This is a genomic window from Paenibacillus tritici (assembly GCF_013204885.1).
In the GTDB taxonomy this organism is placed as follows: Bacteria; Bacillota; Bacilli; order Paenibacillales; family Paenibacillaceae; genus Paenibacillus_AQ; species Paenibacillus_AQ tritici.
Window position 1 is genome coordinate 185,803 of the sequence record NZ_JABMKX010000010.1, and the last position, 26,404, is coordinate 212,206.

19 protein-coding genes and 1 riboswitch are annotated in these 26,404 nt (G+C 52.6%); of the genes, 7 read left to right on the forward strand and 12 right to left on the reverse strand.

Going from position 1 to position 26,404, the window contains the following annotated elements; all coding sequences use genetic code 11:
* Nucleotides 1–10 precede the first annotated feature (10 nt).
* The 3 genes from HQN87_RS19140 to HQN87_RS19150 all read right to left on the reverse strand — a co-directional run bounded on the left by HQN87_RS19140 (nucleotide 11) and on the right by HQN87_RS19150 (nucleotide 3,143).
* Nucleotides 11–1,441, reverse strand: coding sequence for a sensor histidine kinase (locus HQN87_RS19140; protein WP_246553302.1), 1,431 nt, complete (start codon nucleotides 1,439–1,441; stop codon nucleotides 11–13).
* Nucleotides 1,442–1,969: 528 nt separating this feature from the next.
* On the reverse strand, nucleotides 1,970–2,140 hold the full coding sequence (locus tag HQN87_RS19145; RefSeq protein ID WP_173136674.1) for a hypothetical protein: 171 nt from the start codon (nucleotides 2,138–2,140) through the stop codon (nucleotides 1,970–1,972).
* Between the two features lie 148 nt (nucleotides 2,141–2,288).
* Nucleotides 2,289–3,143, reverse strand: coding sequence for an AraC family transcriptional regulator (locus tag HQN87_RS19150; RefSeq protein WP_173136676.1), 855 nt, complete (start codon nucleotides 3,141–3,143; stop codon nucleotides 2,289–2,291).
* A gap of 84 nt (nucleotides 3,144–3,227) precedes the next feature.
* On the opposite strand from HQN87_RS19150, the gene HQN87_RS19155 reads away from it, so the two are divergent.
* Nucleotides 3,228–5,159, forward strand: a complete 1,932-nt coding sequence (locus HQN87_RS19155; RefSeq protein ID WP_173136678.1) for a beta-N-acetylhexosaminidase — start codon at nucleotides 3,228–3,230, stop codon at nucleotides 5,157–5,159.
* Between the two features lie 48 nt (nucleotides 5,160–5,207).
* On the opposite strand, the gene HQN87_RS19160 is transcribed toward HQN87_RS19155, so the two are convergent.
* Genes HQN87_RS19160 through HQN87_RS19180 form a run of 5 tightly spaced genes read right to left on the reverse strand, consistent with a single transcriptional unit; the run spans nucleotide 5,208 to nucleotide 11,007 of the window.
* The gene (locus HQN87_RS19160) at nucleotides 5,208–7,088 is read right to left on the reverse strand and encodes a glycoside hydrolase family 20 zincin-like fold domain-containing protein (protein WP_173136680.1); all 1,881 of its coding nucleotides are present in this window, start codon (nucleotides 7,086–7,088) and stop codon (nucleotides 5,208–5,210) included.
* Nucleotides 7,089–7,112: 24 nt separating this feature from the next.
* On the reverse strand, nucleotides 7,113–7,577 hold the full coding sequence (locus HQN87_RS19165; protein ID WP_173136682.1) for a sugar phosphate isomerase family: 465 nt from the start codon (nucleotides 7,575–7,577) through the stop codon (nucleotides 7,113–7,115).
* Between the two features lie 48 nt (nucleotides 7,578–7,625).
* On the reverse strand, nucleotides 7,626–9,191 hold the full coding sequence (locus HQN87_RS19170) for an extracellular solute-binding protein (protein WP_254075563.1): 1,566 nt from the start codon (nucleotides 9,189–9,191) through the stop codon (nucleotides 7,626–7,628).
* 39 nt (nucleotides 9,192–9,230) lie between these two features.
* Nucleotides 9,231–10,097, reverse strand: coding sequence for a carbohydrate ABC transporter permease (locus HQN87_RS19175; RefSeq protein ID WP_173136683.1), 867 nt, complete (start codon nucleotides 10,095–10,097; stop codon nucleotides 9,231–9,233).
* A 16-nt stretch (nucleotides 10,098–10,113) separates the two neighbouring features.
* Nucleotides 10,114–11,007: an ABC transporter permease gene (locus tag HQN87_RS19180; protein WP_254075573.1), complete on the reverse strand. Its 894-nt coding sequence runs from the start codon at nucleotides 11,005–11,007 to the stop codon at nucleotides 10,114–10,116.
* Nucleotides 11,008–11,320: 313 nt separating this feature from the next.
* Here HQN87_RS19180 and HQN87_RS19185 point away from each other — a divergent pair, with 313 nt between their 5' ends.
* Nucleotides 11,321–13,600: a helix-turn-helix domain-containing protein gene (locus HQN87_RS19185; RefSeq protein WP_173136685.1), complete on the forward strand. Its 2,280-nt coding sequence runs from the start codon at nucleotides 11,321–11,323 to the stop codon at nucleotides 13,598–13,600.
* Nucleotides 13,601–13,818: 218 nt separating this feature from the next.
* Here HQN87_RS19185 and HQN87_RS19190 read toward each other — a convergent pair whose 3' ends face one another.
* Both HQN87_RS19190 and HQN87_RS19195 read right to left on the reverse strand, forming a co-directional pair.
* Entirely contained in the window at nucleotides 13,819–16,068 is a 2,250-nt protein-coding gene (locus HQN87_RS19190; protein ID WP_173136686.1) for a glycoside hydrolase family 9 protein, read from the reverse strand.
* A gap of 359 nt (nucleotides 16,069–16,427) precedes the next feature.
* Complete coding sequence (locus tag HQN87_RS19195; RefSeq protein WP_173136687.1) at nucleotides 16,428–17,504, reverse strand: Gfo/Idh/MocA family protein; 1,077 nt, start codon at nucleotides 17,502–17,504, stop codon at nucleotides 16,428–16,430.
* A 221-nt stretch (nucleotides 17,505–17,725) separates the two neighbouring features.
* On the opposite strand from HQN87_RS19195, the gene HQN87_RS19200 reads away from it, so the two are divergent.
* Nucleotides 17,726–18,664, forward strand: a complete 939-nt coding sequence (locus HQN87_RS19200; protein ID WP_173136688.1) for a hypothetical protein — start codon at nucleotides 17,726–17,728, stop codon at nucleotides 18,662–18,664.
* 83 nt (nucleotides 18,665–18,747) lie between these two features.
* Entirely contained in the window at nucleotides 18,748–18,987 is a 240-nt protein-coding gene (locus tag HQN87_RS19205) for an NHLP leader peptide family RiPP precursor (protein ID WP_173136689.1), read from the forward strand.
* Between the two features lie 18 nt (nucleotides 18,988–19,005).
* On the opposite strand, the gene HQN87_RS19210 is transcribed toward HQN87_RS19205, so the two are convergent.
* Both HQN87_RS19210 and HQN87_RS19215 read right to left on the reverse strand, forming a co-directional pair.
* The gene (locus HQN87_RS19210; protein WP_367272755.1) at nucleotides 19,006–20,889 is read right to left on the reverse strand and encodes an ATP-binding protein; all 1,884 of its coding nucleotides are present in this window, start codon (nucleotides 20,887–20,889) and stop codon (nucleotides 19,006–19,008) included.
* 143 nt (nucleotides 20,890–21,032) lie between these two features.
* Nucleotides 21,033–22,928, reverse strand: a complete 1,896-nt coding sequence (locus HQN87_RS19215) for an ATP-binding protein (protein ID WP_173136691.1) — start codon at nucleotides 22,926–22,928, stop codon at nucleotides 21,033–21,035.
* Nucleotides 22,929–23,174: 246 nt separating this feature from the next.
* Between HQN87_RS19215 and HQN87_RS32085 the strand changes: the two genes are divergently transcribed.
* From HQN87_RS32085 to HQN87_RS19230, 3 genes are all read left to right on the forward strand, one after another.
* Nucleotides 23,175–23,801 (forward strand): hypothetical protein, encoded by a 627-nt coding sequence (locus HQN87_RS32085; protein WP_216857380.1) that lies wholly within the window; start codon nucleotides 23,175–23,177, stop codon nucleotides 23,799–23,801.
* 46 nt (nucleotides 23,802–23,847) lie between these two features.
* Nucleotides 23,848–23,909, forward strand: a riboswitch (Fluoride riboswitch).
* 83 nt (nucleotides 23,910–23,992) lie between these two features.
* Nucleotides 23,993–25,312, forward strand: a complete 1,320-nt coding sequence (locus HQN87_RS19225) for a voltage-gated chloride channel family protein (protein WP_173136693.1) — start codon at nucleotides 23,993–23,995, stop codon at nucleotides 25,310–25,312.
* Nucleotides 25,313–25,633: 321 nt separating this feature from the next.
* The gene (locus HQN87_RS19230) at nucleotides 25,634–26,344 is read left to right on the forward strand and encodes a peptidylprolyl isomerase (RefSeq protein ID WP_425516995.1); all 711 of its coding nucleotides are present in this window, start codon (nucleotides 25,634–25,636) and stop codon (nucleotides 26,342–26,344) included.
* Nucleotides 26,345–26,404: the final 60 nt, after the last annotated feature.

Consider the following 26,404-nt stretch of genomic DNA (forward strand, 5'->3'; position numbering starts at 1 on the left):
TGCCTAAAGTTTATGCATTTTTCAGTTCAGCCACACCGACAGGTATAGAGATTAAAATTCGGGTCCCAGCATTCTCACTGCTGGACAACTGGAAATCGCCGCCAAGGGACTGTGCCAGATATTGCATATTCTTCATTCCCAGTCCGCCTGAGTGCTCCTCAGACTCGGTCCAGATCAAGTCCGTATCGAATCCGACGCCATCGTCAACAATCGATAGTCTGATCCATTTCGGCTTCAGTGACAGTTCAACATCCACCCGGCTGGCAGCACCATGTCGTATGGCATTGCCTGTAGCTTCCGAAATAATCCGGAAGAGTGCCTTGTGGTAAGGATAAGGGAGACTGAAATCATCCCCCGTTATTTTCAGTTCAATTTCCACATCGTTAAGTCTGGACAGGCTTTTGAGATGTGAGCGCACCATCCCAAGCCAGCTGGGGCCGCCGCTCTTCTTGGAGCTGAGACTGTAGATCGTAATCCGCAGCTCCTTGGCAACCTTGGTGGCTGAATCATGGATAAGCTCAATTTGCTCCTCCAGCTCCCTGTCGGACATTTTGCGCCAGGTCTGCTTCAGGGAATGGGTCGCATACACGATGCCAAAAAGACTCTGGGAGACACTGTCATGCATCTCATCGGCGATCCGGTTCTGCTCGTTCGTGATGATCAGCCGGTTCTCGATCACGCCCAGTTCATGGCGCTCAAGAATAATCGCACTCAGCTCCGACAGGAACATCAACTGCTGGATGTACCATCTGCGGCCTTCAAGCCCTTCCGAGGCTTCCAGCTTCACTCCAATCATACCGACGAACCTGGTGCTCATCCTTACCGGCATCAGCAGGAAGTCCCCGAGTCCCGGCATACTCTTGAATACCGGTTCCCGCTGCAGCCTCCATTCATGCTCATGCTTCTCCAGTTCCATGAACAGAGAGCGCTCCTCCTCATGCTGCCAACCGGTCTGGCGGCTCTGCGGAGCGGGCTCCCCGCTCTTTTTGGCGAACCAGAACAGGGCCTTCTCCAGCTTGGTAAGCTTGACTACATAGTCGGTAATCACCTGGCCAATATTCATGAAGTCATGCTGGCTCGAGGTTTCTACGATGTGATACAGTGATTTGATATGTTCCATGGTATCGTTCGTCCGCGCGTTTGCTTCCTCCCGCTGCCGCTTTATCCCGTTAACCATTTGCATAACTATAACCGCAAGTGCCAGGGCTAGAAACAGGTTACCATTGGCAATCATAATTTCGGCGAAGGTTATACCGCTGGAATCCGAATAAATATAGCCGGCAGCAGCCACAATGGCGACATAACCAAGGGTCAGCGTCCAGGCAAAATAAAAAGAGAGCGAACCCGCCGCAATCAGCACCGGGTTAAGTGCATATAGCTTAAAAGGACTATCGTATCCTCCAGTAAATAACATCAACACCACAATTAATGCCGTCTCCATGCCGATAACAAGCATAAGAGTCCGCGTTCTTGCACGAAACCTCCGGTAATACAACGTAAAGAGTTGAGCAAATAAGAATAGCACAATGATTAGTAGGGATTTGTATATTACGGAAGGCCCCGCGGAAACCATGAGGTACATCAATGATGTGAGGGACAAAGAAAAGATTCTGAAAAAGGCGATAGTTCTGTCTTCGGCTGTTAATTTAATTTTCATCCCACCACCCTATTCTCCAGTTTGTGGAAAATTCGAGTTTATTCTAAGCTATGTTTAAAAGCATCATACATGAGAAAAATCACAATAACAAGTTTCGCTTTTTAATGACAGCGTTTACTTTTAAAATAAAAAGATTATTCGCAATCTTTTTTTATAAAAAAAGAATCATTCCTATCCATATCTGCTAATGATAGCGTATGCACAGTTATAGAGCGCTTTCCCGCTCAAGACAAAGAGCCTCTCCCACGGGGACAGGCTCCTCTCAACATACAGGATGTCTTCTATCATCAGGATCATTCCGTTATGCACAGTCTATTCGGTCACCGCCGGCAAGGCTTGCTGCAGCTTGGCCTTATTACAGATACAAATTTGATAACGTTGTTCGCCAACGATATGATACCCGGTGGACAGAATACGTAAGGTATGGTTTCGTGCTTCCACCTTATGGAGACTGCGGCAACTGATGCAGTAATATTCTCTCATGGTTTCATCTCCGGCATAGTCTAGAAGAACTACTCTAGAACTGCTAATATTATCTAGATGATAGCATTTTCTTTTTCTGCATGTCAACAAAAATCAGCAAAAAACGACATTCTTCTAAACAAAACGTAGAATTATGTCGTTTATTATTTCACACCTGATTACGGCAGGTCTGAGGAGAGAGCCCCATATATTTCTTGAACAGTCTGGAGAAATAAAAGGTATCCCTATAATGAAGCATCCCCGCAATCTCCTGCACCTGAAGTGAGGTGTTGAGGAGCAGGTGTTTGGCCTCAGCCATTTTTAGCCGGTGGATATAATCATGCAGGGGATAACCGCTGCTGTGCCGCACCGTGCGGCGGAGTGTGGACATGGAGATATGCAGGCCCGCAGCAATTCCCGGCAGATCCGGCTTCTCATAGATGCAGGCGTTCAACGCTTCACGGATCAGCGGCATGGTCCCCTGCTCCCACTGGCGGTTACTGCCTTGAATATGAAGCGAACATTCCAGCAGCATCTCTTCAAGAAGCAGTGCAGCCCGGTCAGCGTCTCCGGCTATGCCTCCTTCCATCCAGCCCAGGATGTCTTCGAATGAAGTCTCCAGACCCTCGATTCCCTGGGCCACGAAGACGTCTCCCCCGGCGATCAGGCCCGTCTCCAGCCATTCTGAGACACGGCTCCCGCTGAAATTAACATAATATTCATCCCAATACCCTCCCGGCGGCGGTCCGAAGCTGTAGCTGCAGCCCGGACGAAAAAAAAACAAGCTTCCCCCGCGAACCTGCTGCTCTCTGCCTCCGTTCTCCGCATAAGTCCCGTCTCCGGATACTATATATACAAGTGCCCATTGATCAAACACCGCACCGGAACGAAACAGCGTTCTTCCCGGCAAATGGCCCGCTTGCCCTACACGTATCGACCGGAGCCGGAGCCTGGAAGCCTCCACCTTCGGATCAATAATTCTAATGGGATAAGAACTGATCATATAATCCATGAGCTTGGGCATACATTGCATTCCTCCACCCGTTCAGGAGTGATATGTTTGTAATGAAGATGATCATATTCTACATGAATAAGAGGTGTTCACGCTATGCCTGAAGTTGTTCATTTACAGCTGCTTCCCCGCCCGCAGAAGGTCATGGTATCCGAAGGTCTGTTCCACATTCCCGCTAAGGGCAGCATTGTTCTAACCGGTGAGGCCCGGATGTCCGCACTTCCCGCGGCCCGCAGGCTTCAACAGACTGCTTCCGAGGTGATCCGGCTCCGTCCCCCCGTGTCCATAGGACTGCGGCCTGCCACCGTTCCGGCCTTTATATTCAGCTATAATGCCCTGCTTACAGAAGGGGCTTATGAGCTTCATGTTAATGAGGCTGGCATCACCGCCGCTTACGGCTCCCCGCAGGGCGCTTATTATGCAGCCGCAACGCTGAAGCAGCTTCTTGTGCAGTACGGCAGAACTGTGCCTTATCTGCTTATTCAAGATCAGCCGGACTTCGCCGCCAGAGGACTGATGCTTGATATCAGCCGCAACAAAATCCCCAAGCTGGAAACACTGTACCGGATCATTGACTTAATGTCAGATCTGAAGCTGAATCAGCTGCAGCTATATATAGAAGGAGCACCCTTTGCCTATGAATCCTTCCCGCAGGTGTGGGAGCTGGAAACCCCTATAACCGGCGAGGAAATTCTGCTGCTGGATGCCTATTGCCGGGAGCGCTATATCGAGCTTGTGCCTAATCAGAACAGCTTCGGCCATATGGAGGGCTGGCTCACCCGGCCGGAGTTCAATAGCCTGGCAGAAGCCCCTGACGGCTTCATGCTCCCGGATCATATGTACAACAGCGATTTATATCCGGACGGACTGTTCATGCATCCCGGAACCTTCGATACGGAAGATCCGGAAGTGCTGAAGCTCCTGGGTACTATGTACGATGACCTCCTTCCGTACTTCACCTCGGACATATTCAATGTCGGATGTGATGAGACCTATGAAGTGGGACTAGGTAAAAACAAAGCCTTGGCGGAAACCTCAGGCAAGGGGGAGCTCTACCTGTCCTTCCTGCAGAAAATTCAGGATCTCGTCAAGCAACGCGGCAAAACCATGCAATTCTGGGGAGATATCATTATCCAGTATCCGGAGCTGATTCCCCGGCTGCCGAAGGACATGATCGCTATGGAATGGGGCTACGGCGATACGCATCCCTTTGAAGCCGATACCCTGAAATTCCGCGAAGCGGGGATTCCGTTCTACGTCTGCCCGGGGACCAGCTCCTGGAACTCCCTTACCGGACGGACCGATAATATGCTGGCTAACCTGCGCAATGCTGCGGTTCATGGCAAACGAAATGGTGCGCTCGGCTACCTCATTACCGATTGGGGCGATTTCGGCCACTGGCAGCATCTGCCGGTCAGCTATGCCGGCTTCGTCTACGGCGCAGCTCTGGCCTGGAATGTAGAGGGGAATCTTGAAGCGGATGTGGCGCAATATCTGAATACTGCTATCTTCCGGGACCGTTCCGGCACGATCGGACAATTGCTGCTGGATCTCGGTAATTATTACAAGCTTGAATCAGGAACCCTCCATCCGAACGATACCGAGATGTCCATGCTGCTGCGCAGCAATCTGGAGAATGTGCGATTGTCCGGCAAGCTCTCGGGAGAGCAGCTTGATCAGTTAGAAGAGTACGTCGGCAGCCTTGAAGCCAGGCTGGAACCATTGGCCCTCGAATGTGACGATGCCGGTCTTGTCGTCGAAGAACTAAATAGCGGCATCCATTTCGTGAAGCATGCGGTTAAGCTGACACGGCTCAAGCATCAGCTGGCGGGAGACCCTCCGCAGCTTGACGCAGCACTCATTCAGGAGCAGATTCACGATCTGGATCTGCTGCTCCATCAGTACCGCCAGCTATGGACCCGGCGCAACCGGCTGGGCGGCCTGGAGCAAAGTGTCTCGAAGCTGGTCCGCCTGCGGGGGGAATATGCTGCGCTTGCCGCTAAGCTGAGTGGGGCGGCTGTGGAGTAAAGCTTCTAAGTGTAGACCAATGGAAAACGTCTTATGTCAAGAGTTCTATCAACTGGTTGCTGGGTGATCCAAATGAAGCCCCATCACATGGTATAAGGTCCGCTCCAGATAATCATGCAGGAAGAAACGCGAGCTTACAAAATGAGCAGCCATATCGGGAGACTGATACTGTTCCAATGCTGCTGTCATTCGCGGGCGGACCGCCTCTCGCCCGCAGCGGTTATGCCGATAACTGTTCAGCAGGGACTGCCATTCCGCCTCATCCCCCGGATACATCTCCCAGCGGTAGACGTATTTATGGATAGCCCGCGAACGATCTGTAGCATCTTCAAAATCATGCATTACCGCAATCAGTCCGGCTGAATCTTTGTTCAGCCGGACTTCATCAACCAGCTTCCAGATCAGATTATAATAATCCTCCAGCCTGTACCTTCCCTGAAGCTCATGCGCCTTCCCGGCGGGAATGCCGTGGAACCGCTCCAGGAAGCGGTCAATAAAAGTCTCCGTATCCGCCTTCCGGTTCCAGGCCAGCTCAGCATGAAGCAGCATGGGATACCAGGTCGTTTCAAAGATTCCGTAAGGGACTCCCAGACTGAACGGGCCGGTCCAGTTCGTAGCCACCACGCAATCAAGGTGGAGACGACCGGCTGCTTCAGCCCACTGCCGCAGATTATCCGTCCGGTTATCCAGCACGGGATAATTCTGATGCTCTGCCGAGTCGAAGCTGCGGACCGCCGGTGCACCCATCACTTCAATGCCGAGAGCTCGGAATTTGTCCGCAAGCCCTGAGACCTCCGCTTCAATATTGCGGCCGTTATAGATCCAGATCATCGCTACACTGCGCGGGTCCAGCTTCGCCAGTTCCTCAGGCGGGCATTTATCCAGCATATCATGCCAGAATACCGGCGTTCTGCCCCGGCTTGAAGTGAATTCAATCAGCCGGTTCAGAAAGGCGATGAACGCCCGCTCCCGGATTCCGCCGAAGGCTTCCCGGCATTGCGCACACTCACACAAGCTATACACTTCATCACAGCCTAGATGAATATAAGGGGAGTCCGGATGGGCCTCCATCATCTCCTCCAGCAAATCCGTAATGAGCTGATAGGATTCCGGACGGGACGGGCAGATTTCTCCGGTGGAAGACTCGGTCTCCCGGAGATGCCGCCAACGGTCGTGCCGAAGCACATATTCCAGATGCCCGAAGCTCTGCTGAAGCGGAATAATCTCGATAAAATGCTCCTTCGCAGCGTCGTGCAGCGCCTCCAGCTGCTCCGGATTCAGCGCATGCTGCGGGTGCGTCAGCTCCGGATACTTCCGGAACGGAAACTTGTCTTCGTATTCGATCAGGACCGCATTGATCTTGTAGTTGGAGAAATCAGCCAAATAACGGACCAGCAGCTCCGGCTTCGAGAAGGTCTGGCGGAGGTCATAGTTCATCGCACGCAAACGGGTATCCGGCCAGTCCATAATGGTGACTGCGGCGATCTCTCCCTGCGGATTCCGCAGCTGCAGCAAGGTCTGGAGCCCATAATACAGCCCGGCGGCATCCGTAGCCCGGATGCGAACGCGATGCTCAGACACCTCCAGCAGGTAACTCTCCTTCCGGCCTTCCAGCAGCGAAAGCTCCGCTTCCGGCACTCCAACTGGCCCGGCTCCCGCTATGCCGTTCTCACCGCTGCCCCCTCCTGACGCACCTTTCTGCAGACGCTCTCCAGCAGATGTTCCCGCCGCGCTGTGCAGCAGCAGAGAATAGCCGCTGCCTTCTGTGGAGCTGGCCAGCTTCGCCCCGGGAAAAGCACGGCGGCAATGCCGCTCCAGCCTTGGCTCCTCCTGCTCCATCATCAGACTCAGCCATACTCCGTCATTGATCTGAAAAGCGCTGCCGTCCTCAAGCTTCAACTGTTGCGGTTCTGGCAGTAAATGATACATGGCTCTCCTCCTTATCTTGCAGCTTCATTCTACGCTGCACCTGCTCTTCACTCCGTTCTTCCAGCAGTCCAGCAGCTTCAGCCGTGCTCCTTCCCGGCGGAAGCTCACGATATCGGCAGCTACATCCGCCATTCCGTCCAGCAGCTCCACCCTGCCGGGCTTCACCCGGCTGAACAGCCTGGCGGTCAGATACGTTCCGAAGCTCTGCGGTGCCGCGCTGTCCAGTCCGATATATTCATCCATATGAAAGGCTTCGACCCGGGACCAGTCAATCCCCTGCTCCCGTACCAGCCCCTCATACAGCTCGCTTTGCGAAGGCGCGGCAGCAAATACCATCCGTACACGCCTGTCCTTCTCTTCCAGCAGCCTGCGCATATATTCTCCAACCTGCACCGCCGCAGCGGCGCCCATGAGGCTACGGCTGCTATAGATTTGGATGGACATCCGCTCCGCTTTTTTTACCGCAAGCAGCCCTTCTCTATCGTCCATACCGCACTGCACTTCCTTTCCCTCCAACCCGCCCGTATATCCCATTCCTCATTCCCCGCTCAGCTGCACGTTCTGCATACGGTCGTAAGCTTCCTTATATACGCCTACCAGCTTATCCACGCCCAGATTGTTCATTTCCTCCACATACTTATCCCATTCGGCCAGATTTCTGGAGCCGGTGACGAATTTGGCGAAGCTCTCATCCCGGTGCTTGTTGATCGCTTCCCCGGTAAGCGAGATCACTTCATTCTCCTGCTCGGTGAAGGCCGGGCGGGGCTGCATGGCGGACGGGTCATACTTGGCCGCTTCTTCATAAGCATGCTTCAGGTTATCGGAGAACAGCGACAGATGGGCATCGAAGTCGATCCAGGTATACGTGCCGCTGGTCTGCAGCCCGGTCTGCTTGCGCATTTCGGTCACATCGCTGTATTCCGGCTTGAACTTGATCGTATCGCCTTCTTTGGTATAGGTCTCCCCCTCCTTGCCCCAGCTGGCAAGTGTACGCCCTTCCTCTGTATAGAAGAAATCCATATAGGCCATGATGTCTTCAATCTGCTTCGAAGTCGAAGCCACTGTCAGACCGCTCTCCAGATAGTGAAAATAAGGATTCAGCTGCTTGCCGTCCGCCAGACCTGCGGGTGGAGCCAGGAACTGCATGTTGAATTCAGGGTTGTCTTTCTGCATCGCATTGTTGAAGAAATCAATCCGGCTGATATAATCGACGGTGACAAAAGACTTGCTGGTAGATACCATATCCTGCCACTGCTTGGTCTGCAGCGAGAGGAAATCCGGAGGAATCAGCCCTTCATCATAGAAGCTTTTCCACATGCCGAGCATTTCCTTATAAGCGGGCTCCGTTGGCCCGTAATGCCACTCACTGTTATCAAAATTAAAATATGCGCCCTCACTGGTCCCGAAGTTTATCGTCATGCTGGCATTCAGCTCATCGGGGTTCTGCCCGTAACGGATGGAGAGCGGAAAGCTATCCGGGTATTTCGCCTTCAGCACCTGAAGAGCTTCATGAAGCTCCTTATAGGTCTTTGGCGCCTTCAAGCCTTCCTTGTCAAAAACATCCTTCCGGTACATCCAGACTAAGCGGTTCGTCTCTCCGAAGCCCTGGTTCGGGAACATATACATCTTCCCGTCTGCGGACAAAGCCGCCTTAGCTTCATCAGGATACTGCTGGATCCACTTGCTCAGGTTCGGCATCTTGTCCATATACTCCTTGATATCCACCAGAGCACCTTGCTGGCCGAATTTGTTAGATTCCTTACGGTTCGGCATATATAGGATGTCCGGCAGGTTTTTGGAGGCAATCGCCAGATTGAGGCTTTCTTCAAGCTCCCCGGAAGGCGTCTGCACCTTCAGGGTGACACCGGTCTTCTCCTTCAGCCAGCTCCAGACCGGCCAGGACTCCGAATAAGGAAACGTAGCATTGTTGTCCAGCAGCGCCGTGAAGGTCTTGACCGGCAATGCAGACGGACTTCCCGAACCTTCACTGCCCTCCTGCACAGCAGCTTCCGGCACGGCTGCATTATTATTGTTGCCGCTGCAGCCGGACAGAAGCAGCGATGCCATCACGGTAAGCAGACTTGCAGTCATCCATTTTCTCATATAAGCCACTCCCATTCCTATGAATTGTACTGTTCGTTGTCAGCCTTTGACGGCTCCAATCATTGCGCCTTGGACGAAATACTTCTGGATAAACGGATACACGGCTAGAATCGGAAGTGTTGATACCATAATCGTCGCATATTTCAGCGATTCTTCAACAATCTGATTATCCCCCCCAATACCGGTTACATCTCCTGAGCTGGAGGTGCCGGCAAGGACCATATTGCGCAGCAGTACCTGCAGCGGGAACAGCTCCGAGGAGCGCAGATACAAGAGCGGGCCGAGGAAATTATTCCACATACTCACCGCATAGAAGAGCGCAATCGTCGCAAATGAAGCTTTGGACAAGGGCACGATGATACGGGCAAAGATACCGATGTCATTCAATCCGTCCATACGCCCCGACTCCTCCAGCTCCTTCGGAATGCCCGCGAAGAACGTGCGCATCAGAATCAGATTCCAGGTGCTCACCGCACCCGGCAGCACCATCCCCCATACGGTATCGACCAGATTCAGAGAGCGGACCACGAGGAAGGTGGGAATCATCCCGCCGCTGAAGAACATGGTGACCACAATCAGCATGGTCAAGCTTTTGCGCAGCGCCATATCGCTCCGCGACAAGGCGTAAGCTCCCGTGGAGGTGATGAGCAGGGAGATCAGTGTACCCGTGAAGGTGTAGATGATCGTGTTCTTGTAAGCTGCCCAGATCTTGGAGTCCTCCAGTACCACTTTATACATGTCAAGGTTAAAGCCCTTGGGCCAGATGGACACTGTATTCTGGATGACATAAGAATCACTGCTAAGCGACACCGCCAGCATGTGTACAAACGGATACAGCGTAGCGGCCACAACCATCAGCAGCGCAATCCCATTGATTATACTGAACAGGTTAATCCGGAATTTCATAATAAGCACCTCTTTTCTACCATAGACTGGTTTCACTTATGCGGCGGCTGATCCAGTTGGCACTGTAGATGAAGACCAGACTGATAACCCCCATGAATAGGTCTATGGAAGCACCGTAGCTGAAATTACCTTGCTGCATACCGACTCTGTATACATAAGTGCTGATAATATCCGCAGTTTCGTAAATCGCCGGATTCTGCATCAAGAAGACCTTCTCGAAGCCTATCTCCAGCACCTGCCCGATATTCAGAATGAGTGTAATGACAATCGCGGGAGAGATACCCGGCAGCGTAATATGCCAGATCCTCCGCAGTCTGCCTGCTCCGTCCATTTCTGCCGCTTCATACAGCTGGGGATCAATGGCGGTTAGCGCAGCCAGATAGATGATGGTCTCCCAGCCGATATGCTGCCAGATTTCGGAGAGTACATAAATGATACGGAAGAAACCCGGCTCGTTCATGAAGTTAACAGGCCCGATGCCAAGGCCGCCGAGCAGATTATTAATCAGCCCTCCCGTTGGCGAGAGAAACATAATCACCATACTGGCAACAATGACATTGGAGATGAAATGCGGAAGATAGCTTACCGTCTGCACGAGGCGTTTGAAGGATGCTTTCCTTACCTCATTCAGCAGAATCGCAAGCAGGATCGGGGCAGGAAAGCCGAATACCAGCCGGTATAATCCAAGTAGGAAGGTATTCTTCATCAGCAGCAGGAAGTCCGGGTTCTCCAGAAACATCCGGTAATATTTGAAGCCCACCCAGCTGCTGGCCCAGATCCCCTTGAACAGATTGTAATCCTTAAACGTGATCACCAGCCCGAACATCGGCAGATACTTGAAAATCAAATAATACAGCAGACAGGGAAGAAACAGCAGCCATAATAATTTGTTTCTTCTCCAGATCTTCATCACCCGTTCCCTCAGCTGCGGCCGTTCCCGGTTTCTCCCGGCGGTTGTCTCCGGCAGTGCATTTGCTTGCCCCATACGCATTCCCCCTAAATACTGTAGTGATGTTAGCTTATTTCCCCTTTCAAGCCGGGAGTTATGGTTGAATTATAGAAATAAAATCAGTGACAGCGCTATCAGCATGTTATATTTCATATCGCCCGATTAGCGATTTTCTTAGAATCGGCGTATAAAAAGAAGAAAGTGCATATTGTCCGTGTGAGCTTTCGGGAGCTATGATGGTATAAAAAGAATGTCCATAGCAAGGGGGAACATCATGCGCAGAAGAACAGACTTTAAATTTGCTTTCAACGCCTTGTTCGTGAAGCTAATGCTGAGCTTTCTCAGCGTTATCCTGCTGCTGGCTTCTTTCAACCTTTTCTCTCATCTATATCTGAGCAAGAAGGTCTATCAGGAGATGGTCCGCCAGAATGAGCTGGGTCTCAAGCAGACCGCCCTGAGCTACGAGAATCATTTCCGGCTGACACAGAACATCATTCTGACCCTTAACCGATCGCATACATGGACGGCCAACCTGGGTCTCTTGAGCCAGGTCCGCGAGAACAGGCGTTATGATGTGGTCCGTGAGGTCAAATCGGATCTGGCGAACGTCTACTCCAACCCGTTCCTGCATATTGAGAACTTCATTCTCTATTTCAAAGAAGCGGATTATGTTTTTGAAAAGGACGGCACCAGCAGTATGAACGATATGTTCTCCAAATATTATGCCAGCAAGGAGTATCCGCCGGATTATTGGAGCCGGCAGACGATGGGCAATCAGTACATGAGGGTCCTGCCTGCAGCTAATTTTAGAGAGAGTACGATGAATTCCTCGCGTCCGCTCGGGTCGCTGCTGCCGCTGGTCACCCAGGTTCTGCCCTATAAGGAGGTCTATGGCATTGTCATGCTGAATGCACGCGAACTGCAAACGGCTTACGGGGATGGGAGTTCCAATCCGTTCTATATTCTGGATGCAGACGGCGTCATGCTGTTCTCCACCTCGGCAGACCGGCCGGCATTAGGCCACATCTCCGGGAGCATCAGCTACCATGAGCAGGTCGGAGACCAATATTATTTCTATCAAAAAGGCGGGCAGACCGGATTCACTTATGTCCAGGTTACACCAGCCGCTGCAGTCGCTTCCGGAATGCGCCAGATGCAGCTGCTGCTGGCCGCCCTGCTGACTGCCGCCGTGCTCACCAGTATTCTGTTCTCGCTGTTCTTCAGTTACCGTCTTAACCGGCCGCTGCAGCGGCTGATTGCAGCACTGGAGCGCAAATCGGGTACAGGCGCGGGTAAGCTAAGCAGCGTGAAGGAATTCGCTATCATCGGGGACCGCATGAGCCGTATTCTGGAGACCAACCAATTCATTCAGACCGATCTGGAGCATAAAAATTCGCTGGTGCGCCAGTACGCCTACTCCCATAAAATTAAGAACATCCCCCTGAACCCCAATCTGCTGGATCTGGAGGATGCCCAAGCGGAAGACCGGCCGTATGCAGCCGTGCTGTTCAAGCTCAGCTTCAAGCAGCCGTCCCAGAGCCCGGAGAAGGATACCCTGATGCTGTGGCAGCTGATCCAGCACCTGTTCCTGGGCAGCGAAGGGGATCTAGTGGCTGTGCAGCCGGAGCAGAACCAGCTCCTGCTGCTGCTGTTCCAATGCGGACCGCAGAGCGCTATTCTTCAGACGCTCCAGACTCTGAAGGAGCTGCTGGAGGTGGAGCCCGCCTTTTATTTGACCATCGCGGTAAGTCCTGTCTACTCCGGAGAAACTCTGATTACCGGTGCTTATGGGATTCTCTCCTCACTGCTTAAAGAACGCAGGCTGAACGAAGAAACCCAGGTTATCGTGGAGCCGCGCGCTTCATCGGCCCGTTCCTTTCATGTCAAGGTAACCCATGGGGAGGAGCTGTCGGGCCTACTGCTGTCAGGCAATGAGGAAGCGGTGCTGGGATGGCTGGCCAGACAGCTGGAGCAGTTGAACCAGAAGGACGCTGCGGCCGAAGATTTCCGGGCCTTTGCCGCGGGAGCGGTGGAGCAGGCGGGCAAGACGGTAATGAAGCTGGGGTTGGAGGAGGCTGTACTGATTCAGCCAGCTCTTAAGGAGAACTTCGAGAGCTTCTATTCCACCGGGCAGTATAAGGAATGGCTTCACGCAATGGTCCGGCCGATCCTTGCCGCCATGCGGGCCAAATCCGAGACCAGGGACCCCGTACTTGCCTATATGCTGGACTATCTGGATAAGCATTACGGAGAGAATATCAATCTGAATCTTGTTGCAGACAAGCTGAATCTGAGTCCGGGCTATCTGTCTACCTTCTTCAAGGAGAAGCAAGGCATTAATTTCAGCGACTATCTGAACAACCTGCGGATCGGGCATGCCAAGGAGCTGCTGATGAACCTCGACCTGCGCATTCAGGAGATCGCACTCCAGGTCGGCTACCTGAATGTCAATTCCTTCATCCGTATGTTCAAACGCGCCTCCGGCCTTACTCCCGGCGAATACCGCAAAAGCCATGCCAGCGGAGGACTGCCCGCTGCGGAAGACGGGCCTTGAGGCGGTCCGCTTCCTCTGCTTCGATGGTCCATACGCACGCAAGTGGAAACGGCTTTGCCGTCCTTTTAAAGGACGGTACCGTTTCAGCGAGAAATAGAAGGATAATTTATCGTGTGAAACATATAAATTCTTATATTTCAAAGAAAAGGCTGCTGATCTAAGCTCAGCAGCCTTCCGTTCCAGTCTGGATTCCCTGTGGTTCCTATTTAATCACCTGCCTAACTCACAGTCAGAACCGGTTTATTGGCTGTGTTTTCTTTGCTGTTGAAGCTTATCGTTGCACCGTTATTGTTCTCAACCTGCAGCTTGAAGGTCATTTTCTTATCACCGCCGAGCTGGCTATTCACAAAACCCGCTGCATCGATAGTGTACCAGCCGGCTGTAGATACATTAATGGTTCCAACCAGCACTGCACCTGTACTGCCCGGCTGATTGTTCCAGGTGATGCCTCCTGTTCCCGACTCTATCCATTCATCACTGCCGGTAAGTCCGTATACCTTCACAGGCGTTGACGCAGATACGGCATTACAGTACATCTTCAAGAGAGCAGAAGCAACGGGTGATCCAGTACGACCGGTAAGATCGAATCTTACAAACCCTTTCCGGTTATAGCCCTCATCCGCATCTCCCTTTACATCGACTGTTGCTGCTGTTCCATAGTTGGTTGCCGCATAGGTGCCGTCTCTTACATAGGCATCTCCATTTGTAATATAGTCGGTTGGTGCACCTGAGGATGCGCCTCCTCCCATGAAGGCGACCATCGCCATGCCCGCTGCATTGCCTGATATGGTAACCTCATTGGTAGCATAATCTCTGCGGTTATCATGCCAGATCATCCGGTTGTCATTGAACTGCACGATACCCGGATCTTCCTGCCCGGCCAGCAGCGGGTCCTGCTGGTCTACAACGTACTGGCTGCTGGTCTCAAACCCCTCGCTCCAGGCTCCGCGGAGCTGATAATTCGGGTTATTCACACGGTTCAATGTGGTTACACGGTGGCGGGGATTTTTAAACCAGGTTGTACCCGCACCATTTAACTTACTAACACCCCACGGATTCCTTCCCAGCATGAAATCAATCTGCTGCTGGGCCAGAGCCACATATGTGGTATTTCCGGTTAATTCCTGATACATCATCGCTTCTACCGCATTATTGCTCATGGCTTCATACGTACCCCATTTGGGTTCACTGCTGGTATTCCAGAATTGCCCGTCAGCATAATTCTTTTTCAGGTTCAGATGATTATTCATCCGGCCTGCGGCAGTATTCTTATAAGCCGGATCAAGGGAGGCGACCTCATAGTTTGCCCAGTGATAGGCTCTGGACCAGTTGAGGCTTGTGTTACTTTTGTTGTACCATTCTCCCGCACTGTCACAGAACGATTTCGCTTCTGTTAAATAGGCGGCGGTACCTGTGGCCCGGTAGAGTTCGGCAGCCGCCCAGGCCATATCGTCTTTATAGTCCGTATCCACGTAGAATCCGTCCGCATCCCCAGCAATTCCCGTCCTTGTCTTCCCCCAGGTGTAGATTTGCTGGGCTGCGGTCAAATAGCCGGCAGCTAATGCAGTATTATTGACCGGTCCGGCAGAATCTCCCCATATTTTAGCTCCTAGTGCTAAGGCAGCTGCAGCTTTTCCGGCCAAGTTTGCGCCTGTACCGGCAGGGCATGGATGCACCGGACGCGCCGCGCCATAGATCGTATTGTCATTTTGCGGCCAGGTTTTGCTGCGGGAATCCAGATCATCATTCTCGACATCATGGTCCAGGCCGTCGGCTACTTCCATATACAGAATCTGGTTGGTGTTGTCCCACAGCTTGAGAATGAAATCAAGACCTACCTTCGCTTCCGTCAATGCTCCGGCCGCGCCTCCGGGAGCAGGAAAAGCTTCCGGATGGTGGATATAAGTCGTTAGCATCACATCCGTAACATGTCCGATGGTGCTCAGAAATTTGATATAATCTGAGGCATCATGCCAGCCCCCGGTAAAGTCCTTGGTGCCGGAAGCACCATCCGGCTTTCCGTCAATGGATGAGTTCGTTCCCGTCATATGGCATACGCCATGATCCTGCGGACTGGTATTTCCACACCGCTGCACTTTGAAGAACTGCATGGACAGATCGGCCAGACTGCTGTAAACCGAATTGCTTATAGCGAAGACCGGGGACTTATAGGCGTTGATTTTTATATAATATCCGCTTCCGGCAGTAGTTAGTGTACTGAAATCTATAGCATAGGAATAAGCACAATTTGCGCCACCCGCGTCACCCCAGCTCCCTTTACTGGCTGTGGTAATGGTTCCGTTCAATACCGAGGTGTTGTTTGAATTGAACACATCATATCTAACTCCGCTCAAGCCCGTGCTTGATAATACGATGGCTATTTTACCCGCAGCCGGACTGTATCCAACCTGGTTAACCCTTATAAATATGCCGCTTACACTAGCTTGAACCGAATCCGGTGAATTCATATCTTTGTACACGCCCTTTCATTTTTCACGTGCAAGGTGCTGTAATTTATATGAAGCCGCCCGCCTCACCCCATCCCCTCCATGAAGTCATTTAAATGTCAGGCTGTACACCGCTGTGCCTTGGAGCGGTGTACCTGCATTATAACCAGTCATATCATGGGAATTAAATCCTCATATGTTATTTATATCGTCTTTTTTACGAATAGCGAAGAAAATGAATACATACAGGGCATAGTGTATATGGTCAGTTCACCGTTTCCGTGATGCTGCTATGAAGCCCCTCAGGCAGGTGATGACTGTGCATCCTATACAACAAGCAAAGAAACCTTTCCGCCAACATGGAAAGGTTTCTTAGTACGTCACTCCGCCGCCCAAGGCTGGGCAACGGACAGGACCGTCTCCCCGCTGGCCGCCGCCTGCTCCATGAGCAGGGCGAGGTATTGGTCCTGGCAGCCCTCTGCCAGACTGTAGAATGAAGGGCCGCCCTCTACATGCTGCTGCATTCTATCCAGACACTCGGCAATAGCAATCTCCTCATCCGTAAGCCGGGCAGGAATACATGGATTGCGGTACAGCCACTCCCCCTCCCCCATGATTCCCCGGAGATACAAGCCTTCCAGATTGCCGCCATGACCGGCATCTATCCGCCGCAGCTTGGTGTAGACCGGAGTATCATAGCTTTGTAGCCAGGCTACCTCGTCATTCATGATCTCACCGCGCTCTCCCCGGACGAGCAGCCTGCTGGCCCGGATCCAGGAGAAGTACTGGTCACGGGTGAAATCATAGACTCCAAGCTTGTCCCCGAAATCAAGGGTAGCCAGTGTCTGCCCGGTCTGTATTAGTTCCTCCGCAAGAGGAGGCCCGCTGCGCTGCGGCCCCTTCATAATAGCTGAACCGAAGCTCCGGGCCCGGATAGCCGCCTTCTCGAAGCGGACATCCAGCAGCTTGCGGATCAGGCTGATCCCGTGATAGCCATGGGCCACCGATACCTGCACCTGGCTGATCCTCCCGAGGCGTCCCGAGCAGGCCAGCCTGATTCTGGCTGCGTGCATCGGCTGGAACATATACTGCTCTGCAATCTGGATGACAGCTGAACGGTCCACCGCATTCCATAGCTGAATAAGCTGTTCCAGATCCGGCGCAGGAGGCGTCTCGGCCAGGACGGGAACCCCCTCGGCAGCCAGTCTAATGATGCTATCTTTGCTGACCTCGCGGTTCAGGCAGATTACCGCGAAGGAATAACCGCCCGCTGCAACAAATAGATCCAGTGAGGTGTACACTTCCACGCCCCATATTCTCTTCAATTCTTCGGCTTTATCCTTATTGCGGACGTACATGGCCGCAATAGCAAAGCGCTCAGGAAGGGCCTTGGCGATCCGCAGATAGAATTCTGCCCGCCAGCCTCCGCCCACCAGTCCAAATCTGATGATTCCCATGACCCCACTCCCCTTCTGTAATTACTCACTATGGTCTATTTCTGGTATTTCCCTGCCCCGCCAGCACTAAGTTTCGTGGGTAGAATAGCCCGATTACCCTTCCCGGACCCACTTTCCAAATTTTGATTGAAATAGGACGGACGTAGGATTATAATCAGGTCACATACCCACTTTTTACCTATTGTTAGTAAGACAATACATAATTGACAGGGGACAAGCCCATGGATTGGCTTCATGCTTATGAGGACGAACTCCGTTTGGTATTTGAGGAGAGCCGCAAGGTGATCTCCGCGTTTCCAGAACCGCTTAATGCTTATGGACAGTCCTATCTGGACCAGTTCAACGTATTTAAGTTAGACAGTCATAAGAATTACATCTGTTATCTGCTGCCCTTCTGGCTTCAGGACAGATGCAGTCTAAGCCCTGCGCTGACCCGCTCCATGTCTGCCGGGAACGTCTTCTTCATGCTCTACTTCTTCCTCCAGGATGATCTGATGGACAGCCGGGAGACCCCGGCAGACCAGGCGCTGCCGCTCGCCAATCTTCTCTATGTGGAATTTCTTAGCATCTACCTGCCATTGTTCCCGGCGGATTCCCCGTTCTGGTCCTATTTCAACCGTTACATTACGGAGTGGGCAGACAGTGTGAGCGGCGAAGCCGGGCGGGACTACTTCCTGAACGACCGTATCCGTATCTCGCACAAGGCAAGTCCGCTTAAGCTCAGTCTTACGGCTGCGCTGCTGCTCTCAGGCCAGTCCCCGCTTATTGCCGGGGCCGAGGAGATGCTTCATACTGTACTGCTGACCCTGCAGATGCTGGACGACTATGAAGATTGGGAAGAGGATCTGAGGGACGGCAATTACAACTGCCTGCTGTCGCTGGCGCGTACCTATGCCGGTGCTGCCGGAGAACCGCTGACCGAAGCGGCCGTGAAGGACTTCATCTATATCACAGGCGGACTTGCGGCTTATGCAGCGACTGCAGAGGCTAACCACCTTATGCTGGAAGACTTCCCGTGGCAGCTGCCCCGGCTGTTATCCTTCCATCTGGTGCTGGTGAAGAACCTGCAGCAGATCGCTGCAGCCATTGAAGCGGAGAAGCAATTACTGCAGGCCGGGGGACTGGATTACTGGTTATCCAGACACGGAAATCTCTCATAATCTATATAAAAAGCAATAGAATTATAGAATGGGCTATGCTATACTAAAAAGGTAATTATAACCATTTTGAAAGGGTGATTGTATTGTCAGTAGGAGTTCTTAAGAATCAGGTGATTCAGAAGGCATGGGAAGATCCGGCTTTCAAACAAAGACTGCTCACAGATCCTAAGGCAGCCCTCCAAGAAGCGTTAGGCATTAACCTGCCGGACGACATTACACTGAAGACCGTAGAAGAAGGCTCCAATGAATTCTATCTGGTGATCCCTCCGAGCCCGTCTTCCGGTGTGCTGAAGACAAACATTGCCCCTCTTAGTTCCTGGTAGATTACTCAAGCCTTATCATCAACGGGAGTTGGAATCGTCCGGACCCTCTGCACGCGGCAGAATGGTGATGGACTCGGTTCCGGCTCCTTTTTTGCTCATAAACCGGATTTCACCCTCCATCGCTTCAATAATCCGGAAGGTAACCATCAGCCCGAGACCCGTGCCCTTCGTCTTATTGGAGGAGAAATACGGTTCCCCCAGACGGCTAAGCACCCCCGGCTCCATTCCCACCCCATTATCCTTGATGTGAATATGTATGCTGTCTCCCCGGCTGTAGGCCAGCAGATGAATAGTGCCTTCCTCCCCCAGTGATTCGATGCTGTTCTTGATGATATTAATCAATGCCTGCTTGAACTTCGAGGAATTCCCTTTGACCCACAGGTCCTCTTCCACCTCCAGGATCATTTTGCCCCCGTTCAAATGGCATAAAGGCAGCAAAATGCTCTGGATATGCATGAACTCTTCATTGACATTAAGCAGGGAGACCTGTTCAAATTCCGGTTTGGCAAAGGTCAGGAAATCTGTAATAATACTGGCTGCCCGGTCCAGCTCGCTTAGAGCCATGAACAAATATCTCTGCTCATCCCCGCTCGACTTCTCGCTGAGCAGCTGGAGGAACCCGCGTGTGACCTGGAGCGGATTGCGGACCTCATGGGCCACCGAAGCTGCCAGCTCGCTGATGATTTCCATTTTCTCGGAACGCTGCAGTTCATTATTGAACAGCTCCAGCTCCTGCGAATACTTCACCACTTGGCTGTGGTTCTGCGCCAGCCGCCGCCCCAGAATCACTATCAGCGAGAGAATGAACACGACCAGCGCCCACTTCCAGTACTGCAGATCATAATTCCCGCTATTGAAATAATACCAGATCAGCTCCAGGACCCCGGTTAACGCAGCCGTGCCGAAGCCGCAGGCGAAGATAATCGCATCCTTATTGCGCTTCAGCGAGAACACGATCACGCAGCCGATGAGCAGAATGAATTGAAGAATCATAATAATTCCGATGATTTTGGTAGAGACGAAGAAATAGAATTCCACATATCTGTCGCCGGAGAGCCCGTTGATAATCAGGCAGATCAGGCAGAATAAGGAGTAGGCCGTCTGGAACTTGCGGAATCTGCGGATAATGCCATACCTGCCGGGGCCGAATATATTCTCGAACAGAAAGGTCAGTGCAGGCAACAGCGACAATAGCGCCACATCGAAAAAAACCACGCTTATCGCTCCCAGATAGCTGTAGAAGGTATAGGTGAAGGGGGAATAGGTGATGGACAGCACCCCCGTCGAGGCTATCACTATGGAAAGGGAGGTCGCAATCGGGAAATACTCTCTGTTCAGGAAAAATGCGCATACAAAAAGGACTGCCGCCACGAAAAGAAAGGCACCGCCCAGAATGACATCGGTGAGTCCGTTTTTGATATAGTCCTTGATAAGCATACTATGCTCGCCAATCACGACCTTCTCCTTGATCCCGATCCGGTCCTGCAGCGTTTGCGTCCAAATATAGATGGTCTTGCCGTTATCCTGGAAATCCAGCGGCAGCAGCAGGGAATAGTTATCCTTAATGAAGCTGCGGTCCCCCTCAAAAATCAGCCGCTCCTCCACATACACCTTAACATGCAGCGCGTAGATCGCCTGAATATAGACAGCGGGAGACACGTAACTATACGATGGCAATGTAATCTTCGTCCAGGCGGAGGATACTCCGGCAGGCATCTGCGGCATCTTGGCCTGTGCCTCCACATCCATCCACCCCTCGGTCTCCGTTACGGGAGCCTTGCGTCCGTTGTCCTCAGGTCCCTCCTGCCACTTCATCTGCCATTGTCTGATCTCACCGGCAGGGTAGGAGCCTTGGGCCGATACCAGAAACGTTCCGCAGGTAATGGAGAGTAGCAGAAACACCAACGCTATATGTAAACTTTTGACCGTCAAAGACATGCAAGCACCTCAGAGGAAAGTTTCAGAAGCAAAGTTCTGTTAGTGTTAATATTTCGCTTCATACTCCGCCCATCCCTTCAAAAAAACGGAATAAACAAAAATATTTTCTAATTATCGGCAAAGGCCGGCAATGTAATCATAACCTCTGTTCCTTCGCCTTTGCGGCTGTGGAACTCAATCGACCCGTCCATCGCTTCAATAATACGGAAGGTGACCATGAGACCGAGTCCTGTTCCCTTGGTCTTGTTGGAATAATAAGGCTCTCCCAGTCTCGCCAGCTCACTGACCCTCATGCCCTCGCCGTTATCCTTAACGCTGACGATGATAGATTCGCCTGATCTCCAGGCCGTTACCACAATCAGCCCCTCCTCCTGCAAGGACTCGATACTGTTCTTGATCAGATTAATGAACGCCTGCTTGAATTTGGCCGGGCTGCCTGTGACTTGAAGATCCTTCTGCAGACGCAGCTCGATGGACCCGCCCTGCAGGTTGGCCAGCGGAACCAGGATACCCGCCACATGCTTCAGCTCGCCGGAGACTTCGAATACATCTACTGTATCCATACCCGGCTTCGCAAAGGTTAAAAAATCGGTTATGATCACCGAGGCCCGGTCCAGCTCCTCCACGGCCATCTGCAGGTATTCCTTCTCCTTGTTGCCGGAGCGCTCCCCCAGGATCTGCAGGAACCCGCGGGTGACCTGAAGCGGATTGCGCACCTCATGGGCTACCGAGGCGGCGAGCTCGCTGATAATCTCCATTTTCTCCGAACGCTGCAGATCATTGTTGAACTTCTCCAGCTCCCTGGAGTATTCCACAGCCTTCTCATGGCTTCCCGCAAACCGTCTCCCCAGAATGACGATCAGGGAAATGACAAACACCACCATCCCCCACTTCCACCAATACAGATGGTATCTCTCCGTGGAGAGGAAGTAATGTAACAGCTCACTCAAGGAAACAACGGCGAACACCGTGAAGCCGCAGGAGAACACAATGGCATCTGTATTGCCCCTGCGGGCATAAGAAAGCGCCAGATACAGCAGGTACATAAACTGCGCAATCATCAGCGTACCGGTTACGTTAATGGTCAGGAAGGAATACAGGGCATCCAGCCGGAAAGAGAGCACTGCATTCAGGATAAGCGCACCTGCACATAACAGGGAATAGGTTAGTTGAAAATTGCGCACACGGGTTGTGAGTCCACGCTTGCCGGGTCCGAATAACTGTTCAAAATAGAGCGTGAACGCCGGCATAAGCGTAAACAATGCCAGATCAAAGCAAATCCCCCTCAGCCGTTCCCCGCCGCTTATGATCAGCGGCAGGAACGGGGAGTAGGTAATCAGCAGCACACCAAAGGATATAATGACAAGAATCAGATAGAAACCGCTATAGAAAAATTCCGGCTTGAGAAATAGCAGGCAGACCAATAAGGCCCCGGCCATAAAGATCATGGCAGCTCCGAGAACAAGGTCTACCAGATCCTGCTTCACATAGAAGGACAGCAGCTTATTATAGCTGCCTACTCTTACCTCGCCTTCAATCCCAAACTCTTTGCTGCCTGCGTTCCACAGATAGAGCTGCTTGGCACTGTCTTGTGCCGGCAGCGGTATCAGCACTTTGTTGCCGCTGTATTCCACATCCCCGTCAGAATCGTAGATAAGGCGGTTGTCTATATAAGCTTTTAGGCTATCGCCGTATACTTTATCAATCAGAATAGCCGGGTTCGCACCGGCAGGGGGCAAAGATAACCGCAGCCAGGCGGAAGCTGTACCTGGAGGAGGAAGCGGCCGGGCTCCGCTCGCCTGTATGAAGCTCCACTCCCCGGCAGGCCATGCCGCCGCCTCTTCTATGCCATTGATCCCGGCTGTCTCCCACTTCAGTTCCCATGCTGGAATCTCAGCTTCTGTATGTCCGTCCCATTCCATGGCGATACCCACCGGAATTATGGCTATCACGAGCAGCAGCATAATCAAGACTGCTGCCATTTTGGTTGATGGCAACTTCATTTGTGGCACCTCAGTGAATCATTCGTTGTATTTATGTAGTCCATATGATTCTTATTTTCGACAACGTTTGCACAATACCTGCCTTATCCTGCAAATAACCTCGAATGAGCTCGGTTATTCTGGTTATTCCGCCGGAGGAATGAATATATTAAGCAGAACGCCAGAACGGGCGGCCGGGCAGATTCGCCGCTGGCTGAACGGGTATAGATGTACTAACGGACTAACAACAAAGGGAGCTGAATAGCAATGGGTAATGAATTCAATAAGACGGAAGCCGACTTCACCTATGAGCGTTATACCAAAATGGGCGGTATTTCCCCGGAGCAGGATATCCCGCTGGAAGAACTGCGTCCGCTTGGCACCATTACAGAACAAAGTCCCAGCGAGGCGGCGGCGGATGCCGGGAACCGTCCGCTGGAATCTGCACTGGCCAGTCATGATCCTGCCCATTTCACACCTATAGATTTCGACGGGGTAGTGGATGACGGTTCTGATCCGGCGTTGGAGAGCGACCCTATTCTTGCTGCAGACATCGGTCTGAACGTACCGGACGCCGGGCTGGGACCGCGGGCGGATCGTCCCCTTCCTTCTGCCGGGACCCCGGGCCCGGAACGGGACGAGCTGCTGGAATCCGACGCCATCTATACCGCCGGAGCAGCTGGGTTAACCGGCAGTGTCATTGATTATGCCGACGGCGAAGATGGGAGTGATGAAGGAGAGCTGACGGATGAAGCGGATGAACCCGCTCCGCTGGAGGATGTCCCTGATGCGGACGAACTGGTTCCCGGAAGCCGCATAGACCCGGTCTCCCCGGACCCTGACGCTATGCCCGGTACCGATGTGTTGAACGGCTCCAGCGGTGAAGACCAGTAGAGCGGTCCATATTGACTTTTGGAGAGAATCAACTTACTATAATCTCATTCCATATGGCGATGGAGTTCGCCATAACCGTTCTTCGGGACTAATGACTCCTACCAGTGCTTACTCTGCTGGTAGGAGTCTGTTTCGTTTCAGAAGTCTGTTTCACGTCAGGAGTATATTTCAGGTACGGGGGCTTAAGCAGAATGAAAAGTAAGTATGCACGGTGGACAGAGCTTGCAGCGCGTCAGAGTCAGCTGGCGCTCTGGAGTACGTTCGTGAAGTGGGTGATTCTCGGAGGAATGGTGGGCCTGCTGTCAGGAAGTGCTTCCGCTCTGTTCCTGACCGCTCTGGAGGCGGTCACCAGGGTAAGGCTCGAGCATGCCTGGCTGCTCTTCCTGCTTCCGTTAGGGGGCGCTATCGTTAGCGGGCTGTATATGCGTTACGGCAAGAGCAGTATCAAGGGAAACAACCTGATTCTGGAGCAGATTCAGCAGGGCAATGAAGCCATTCCGCTGCGGATGGCTCCTCTGGTCCTTGCCGGAACTCTGATTACCCATCTCTTCGGCGGCTCGGCCGGTCGCGAAGGCACCGCAGTACAAATGGGCGGCAGCTTGGCCGACGCCCTCGGAAGATGGATCAGGATCAGTCCGCTCGACCGCAGAATCCTGCTGATGTGCGGAATCAGCGGCGGCTTCGGCTCCATCTTCGGAACCCCGCTGGCCGGAACGGTGTTCGGCCTGGAGGTTATCGCTATTGGCCTGATCAGCCATAAGGCGCTGCTGCCCTGTTTTGTAGCCAGCTTCACCGGGGATCTTACCGCTTCCCGCTTGTGGGGCGTGCATCATATCCATTATCAGGTGGATGCCTTCCCCGGTATGGATGCGCTGGTGCTGGTCAAAGTCATTGCCGCCTCCATCGTATTCGGTCTATGCAGCCTGCTGTTCAGTGAGCTTACCCATTATCTGAAGCGGACCTTCACAGCCCTCATCCGTAATCCTATGCTCAAAAGCGCCGCCGGCGGTCTCATCATCATCGCCCTGGTGTATATTGCCGGTACACGGGACTATCTCGGCCTCGGAATTCCGCTAATCAGCGGTTCGTTTACGGCGGATGTACCCCCCTTCGCTTTTCTGTGGAAGCTTATCTTCACCGCCTTCACCCTGGGGACCGGCTTCCAGGGCGGCGAAGTGACGCCGCTATTCGCTATCGGAGCTTCTCTGGGGAATAGCCTGGCCGGGCTCCTTCATCTCTACGGCCCTTTTCTGGCTTCGCTCGGCTTCATCGCCGTCTTCTGCGGAGCGGTCAATACACCGATCGCCTGCTTCATTATGGGCATTGAGCTGTTCGGCTCCGGCGGGGCGGTCTATATGTTCATTGCCTGTATCATCAGCTATTTGTTCTCGGGACACAGCGGCATCTACAGCTCCCAGCTTATCGGCAGCTCCAAAAGTGCGCTGCTCCCGGTTCCTGATGGAACGACACTGGCAACCGCTAAAAAGCATCACAGCAAGGACAAGGCTTAAGGATGGCAATGAATGCTTCCTATATGAGAAGCACTAAAGAAATTAACAAAAAGCAAAAGAAGCGGAGGGGAAATTTGGAACTGTAGGAGCGGTAGCGACCGCCTTTGTCACCGGATTTCCACCGCGAAGAGCGGTTTAAATCAAGAAATCTGGGGACAACAGCGGCCGGAAGTCCAAATGTTCACCGTAGTGACGATGAAGCTTTAAGTTCAAAACCTAAGTGCATCTTATATAGCAGGCTTTGCATGATGCAAGGCAAAGAAGGTATGATACAGAGGTGATTGTACCAGATTATTCAAGCATAAAAGGAGAGATTCTGAAGTGAAGCTTACAACAAGACAACCCGTCATCCTGCTGGCGATAATGTGCCTGATGCTCGTGATTCTGGCGGGCTGCGGCAACAAGCCAACCAGTAATACTGCCGGGAACGGAAACGGCAGTCCCACAACAGGCAGCGAGCTGCCACAGAATAATCCTGCAGCAGCTACGGAAGGCGTACCTTCAGCCACCGCGAGCCACCCGGTGGTTACGATTGAGATGGATAACGGCAGCATCATTAAGGCGGAGCTGTATCCTGAGGTTGCCCCCAACACAGTCAACAACTTCATTTCACTGATCCAGAAGGGCTTCTATGACGGAACCATCTTCCATCGGGTTATTCCCGGATTCATGATTCAGGGCGGTGACCCTGACGGTAAGGGGACTGGAGGTCCGGGCTACAGCATCGCGGGAGAGTTCAATAACAACGGCTTCACTAACAACCTGCTGCATACGGAAGGCGTGCTGTCCATGGCCAGGGGCAAGGAGATGGATACGGCGGGCTCACAGTTCTTCATTATGGCGGATTCTTATCCGAGCCTTGACGGCGAGTATGCCGCCTTCGGCAAAGTTACCGAAGGACTTGACGCCGTGCAGGCTATCGTCAATCTGCCGCGTGGCGAGAATGACCGTCCTGACCAGCCGCCGGTGATGAAGAAGGTCAGCGTGGATACGCTTGGCGTGACTTATCCAGAGCCGCAGAAGGTGCAATAACGCTTCTTGCCGCCAGCGGCAGCGAGAATTCAACACAAGACGAAGAGCCATCCTCCGGTA